General features: G+C 56.5%; 1 protein-coding gene. It reads right to left on the bottom strand.

Annotated elements, in window-relative coordinates:
• Nucleotides 1–5: 5 nt before the first annotated feature.
• Nucleotides 6–271: TRAP transporter substrate-binding protein DctP (gene dctP / locus KZZ06_RS20815; protein ID WP_219581862.1), on the bottom strand; the 266-nt coding region annotated here is incomplete at its 5' end.

Raw genomic sequence — 271 nt, 5'->3', positions numbered from 1 at the left:
AACATCTACACCAAGAAGTTCCACGAGGTGCAGATGTTGGAGATGGTGTTCTCCTGGCCGTCCACAACGCCCTGCTGCAGCGCGCTGTAAACCTCGGAAAAAGGCAGCACCTGCGGGCTGGCGTCAACGGCCTTGAACTGCTCTTCCAGAACCTTGGAGGACATGATGCGGAACTTCTTTCCAGCCACGTCCTTGGGTTCCAGGATGGGCGTTTTCTTCAGGGAGAGCTGCTTGAAGCCGTTGTCCCAGTAGGACAGACCCAGCAGGTTCT

Origin of the sequence: Sulfitobacter sp. CW3, from assembly GCF_019392245.1 — a bacterium.
In the GTDB taxonomy this organism is placed as follows: domain Bacteria; phylum Pseudomonadota; class Alphaproteobacteria; order Rhodobacterales; family Rhodobacteraceae; genus Sulfitobacter.
The sequence above is the reverse complement of the archived record's forward strand: the minus strand, read 5'-3'. Positions and strand labels throughout refer to the sequence as shown.